Below are 2,812 nucleotides of genomic sequence, written 5' to 3'. Positions count from 1 at the left end.
TCCAGAAGCTGCGCGTCAGCGCGCCGGATCTGAAAGTGATCATGATGACCGGCTACGGCAACGTCGAAGACGCCGTGGTGGCGATGAAAGAGGGCGCCTTTCACTACGTCACCAAACCGGTGGCCCTGCCGGAGCTCAAGCTGCTGCTGGACAAGGCCCTGGCTACCGACCGCATGGAGCGCACGCTGTCGTTTTACCAGGAGCGCGAAGCCCAGAAGTCGGGGTTGCAGGCGCTGATTGGCGAGTCGGCACCGATGGCATACCTCAAGGGCATCATCAGCCAGTTGCTCGACGCCGAACGGCGGATGGCCAACAGTGATCTGCCGCCGGTCCTGGTGGAAGGCGAGACCGGCACCGGCAAGGAACTGGTGGCCCGGGCCCTGCACTTCGACGGCCCGCGCAGCAAAGGCCCGTTCATTGAATTCAACTGCGCTTCGATTCCGTCCAATCTGGTGGAATCGGAACTGTTCGGCCACGAGAAGGGCGCCTTCACCGACGCCAAGGAGCGTCGCATGGGGCTGGTGGAAGCGGCCGATGGCGGCACGCTGTTCCTCGATGAAATCGGTGAAATGGACCTGCTGTTGCAAGCCAAGCTGCTGAAGCTGCTGGAAGACCGGACCATTCGCCGGGTCGGTTCGGTGAAGGAGCGCAAGGTCGATCTGCGGGTGATCAGCGCCACCAACTGCAATCTCGAACAAATGGTCCAGCAAGGCAAATTCCGCCGCGACCTGTTTTTCCGCCTGCGCATCATTTCGATCAAGGTGCCGCGCCTGTATGCCCGGGGTGCCGATATCCTGCTGCTGGCCCGGCACTTCCTGGGGCTGCATGGCAAACGCTACGGCAAGCCGAACCTGCATTTCAGTAATCAGGCCGAAGATTTGCTGCTCAGCTACAGCTGGCCGGGCAACGTGCGGGAATTGCGCAACATGCTGGAGCAAACCGTGTTGCTGGCGCAAAGCGACACCATCGCCGTCCATCAGTTGAACGTCTGCCTGAGCCTGGTGGATGAGCCACCTATGTTTCATCACGAGCTGCAACATTTCAGCGAACCGCGTCCCTCCTACAACGGCAACGAATCCATGAACCTGCCGGAAGTGGAGCGCGACATGGTGCGCAAGATGCTCGACAAGACCGACTGGAACGTCACCAAATCGGCACGCCTGCTGGGTCTTAGCCGGGACATGTTGCGCTACCGGATCGAAAAACTCGGCCTCGCCCGCCCGGACAAACGCCAGTGGTAGGGGGCGTTCTCACTGCAACACCGGGCCTTGCCTCATGCAGGACAGCACGCAACCGGAGTCCTGGACTTCCTGGTTCACGTAGACGCCATGTTCCGGATCGTAGCTGCGGACAAACACGCGAACCGTGGCGTCGGCCACAGTCGGCAGGCGCGAGTCGGAGAACACGTGCTCACTTGAAACCGGAATGAACTCCCCGGGTGCGGTCGGGAGGTACGAACCTGGTGGCACGATGCTCATGGACAGTGGTACGGGGTGCGCGAAGGGTTGGTCGGCGCCGTAATAGTTGAATTCACTGCTGTAGTTGGTGGTGTTTGGCATGTCGTCGGCGTGGGCGACGGCGGTCGCGCTCAGGCAGACGGCGAGCAAAAGCGTCAGATTGGTTTTGTTCATGGCAACACCTGCTAAATCGGTTTAACCACATTTCTCCCAAGGTCATTAACTATAGCTGCCGCCGTGGGCAGCCGTTGGTGCTGTGCGGATTACAAGTTCGCAACACCTGCCAGGAGGAGGTTGATCTAGACTCCGGCCGGTCAAATCGACGACCCGAACCCTGGAGCGTGCAATGGAACTGCCGACAAAAGAACAAGCCATCGCCAGTAACCGCGAGGCCTGGAATGACTCCGCCCGTCACCACAAAGCTTCCTGCGAATGGCAAGCCTTGTTGAAGGACGTGGCGCACGCGGATTTCTCCTGCCTGGATGACACCTTGACCGCCTTGCTGACCCAGACAGGTGTCGACGGCAAGGAGGTGGTGCAACTGGGCTGCAACAACGGCCGCGAAAGTCTGTCGCTGTTTGCCCTGGGCGCGCGTAGCGTGGTGGGCGTCGACCAGTCTGAAGCATTTCTCGAACAGGCACGGGAACTGGCGTCCCGCTCGCCCCATGCGCCGCAATTCATCGAAGCGGACATTCACCATTTGCCTGCGCAACTGCAGGAGCGCTTTGACCTGGCGCTGATCACCATCGGCGTCCTGAACTGGATGCCGGACATCGGCGAATTCTTCCGCCATGTGGCGTGCACGCTGAAGCCGGGTGGGGCGCTGGTGGTGTACGAAACCCACCCGTTCCTGGAAATGTTCGACCCCGAGGCTGCCGATCCTTTTCGCGTGTCCAGCTCATACTTCCGTCGCGAACCGTTCGTGCAGCACGAACCGATCGTCTACGAAGGCAAGGTCGAACAGCCGTCGGCGGCGTCCTACTGGTTTGTCCACACCCTGGGCGACCTCTTCAGCGCCGCCATTGCGGCAGGGCTGCAGATCCGTCACTTCAAGGAGTACCCGCACTCCAATCGCGAAGAACTCTATGACCGCTATCAGCAGCAGGTGGCGCAGTTGCCGTTGTGTTTTACGTGGGTGGTGGTGAAGAGCTGACAGCCGGCCTTTGCTTTGTTGACTGAGTACATATCCGTTTCTGCGGTAACGGCGACTTATGGTTTCGCCCTTACGGCGAGTCCCTTTTGGCAAACGCCGGAGTGCCGGCCCAGCCCAAAAGGAACCAAAAGGTCTCGCCCCGAACGTCCGGCCCCTCGCTAAGGCTCGGGGTTCCTTCGCTCCGGTATTCATCCGGGGGCAT

At 60.5% G+C, this 2,812-nt stretch carries 3 protein-coding genes; 2 read left to right on the top strand and 1 reads right to left on the bottom strand.

Annotated elements, in window-relative coordinates; genetic code table 11:
- A partial coding sequence (locus AC1DVH_RS29075; RefSeq protein ID WP_477756688.1) for a sigma-54-dependent transcriptional regulator occupies nucleotides 1–1,241 on the top strand: 1,241 nt, incomplete at its 5' end.
- Nucleotides 1,242–1,250: 9 nt separating this feature from the next.
- Here the strand turns inward: AC1DVH_RS29075 and AC1DVH_RS29070 are convergent.
- On the bottom strand, nucleotides 1,251–1,631 hold the full coding sequence (locus AC1DVH_RS29070; RefSeq protein ID WP_477756687.1) for a hypothetical protein: 381 nt from the start codon (nucleotides 1,629–1,631) through the stop codon (nucleotides 1,251–1,253).
- 172 nt (nucleotides 1,632–1,803) lie between these two features.
- On the opposite strand from AC1DVH_RS29070, the gene AC1DVH_RS29065 reads away from it, so the two are divergent.
- Nucleotides 1,804–2,610 carry a class I SAM-dependent methyltransferase gene (locus AC1DVH_RS29065; protein WP_477756686.1) on the top strand — a complete coding sequence of 269 codons (807 nt, stop codon included), beginning with the start codon at nucleotides 1,804–1,806 and terminating at the stop codon, nucleotides 2,608–2,610.
- Nucleotides 2,611–2,812 lie beyond the last annotated feature (202 nt).

The organism is Pseudomonas sp. P4_C3, assembly GCF_056402075.1.
The sequence above is the reverse complement of the archived record's forward strand: the minus strand, read 5'-3'. Positions and strand labels throughout refer to the sequence as shown.

Coding starts and splice junctions, on each gene's coding strand:
- AC1DVH_RS29070 (WP_477756687.1), bottom strand. CDS start 1,631: ATGAACAAAACCAATCTGACGCTTTTGCTCGCCGTCTGCCTGAGCGCG.
- AC1DVH_RS29065 (WP_477756686.1), top strand. CDS start 1,804: ATGGAACTGCCGACAAAAGAACAAGCCATCGCCAGTAACCGCGAGGCC.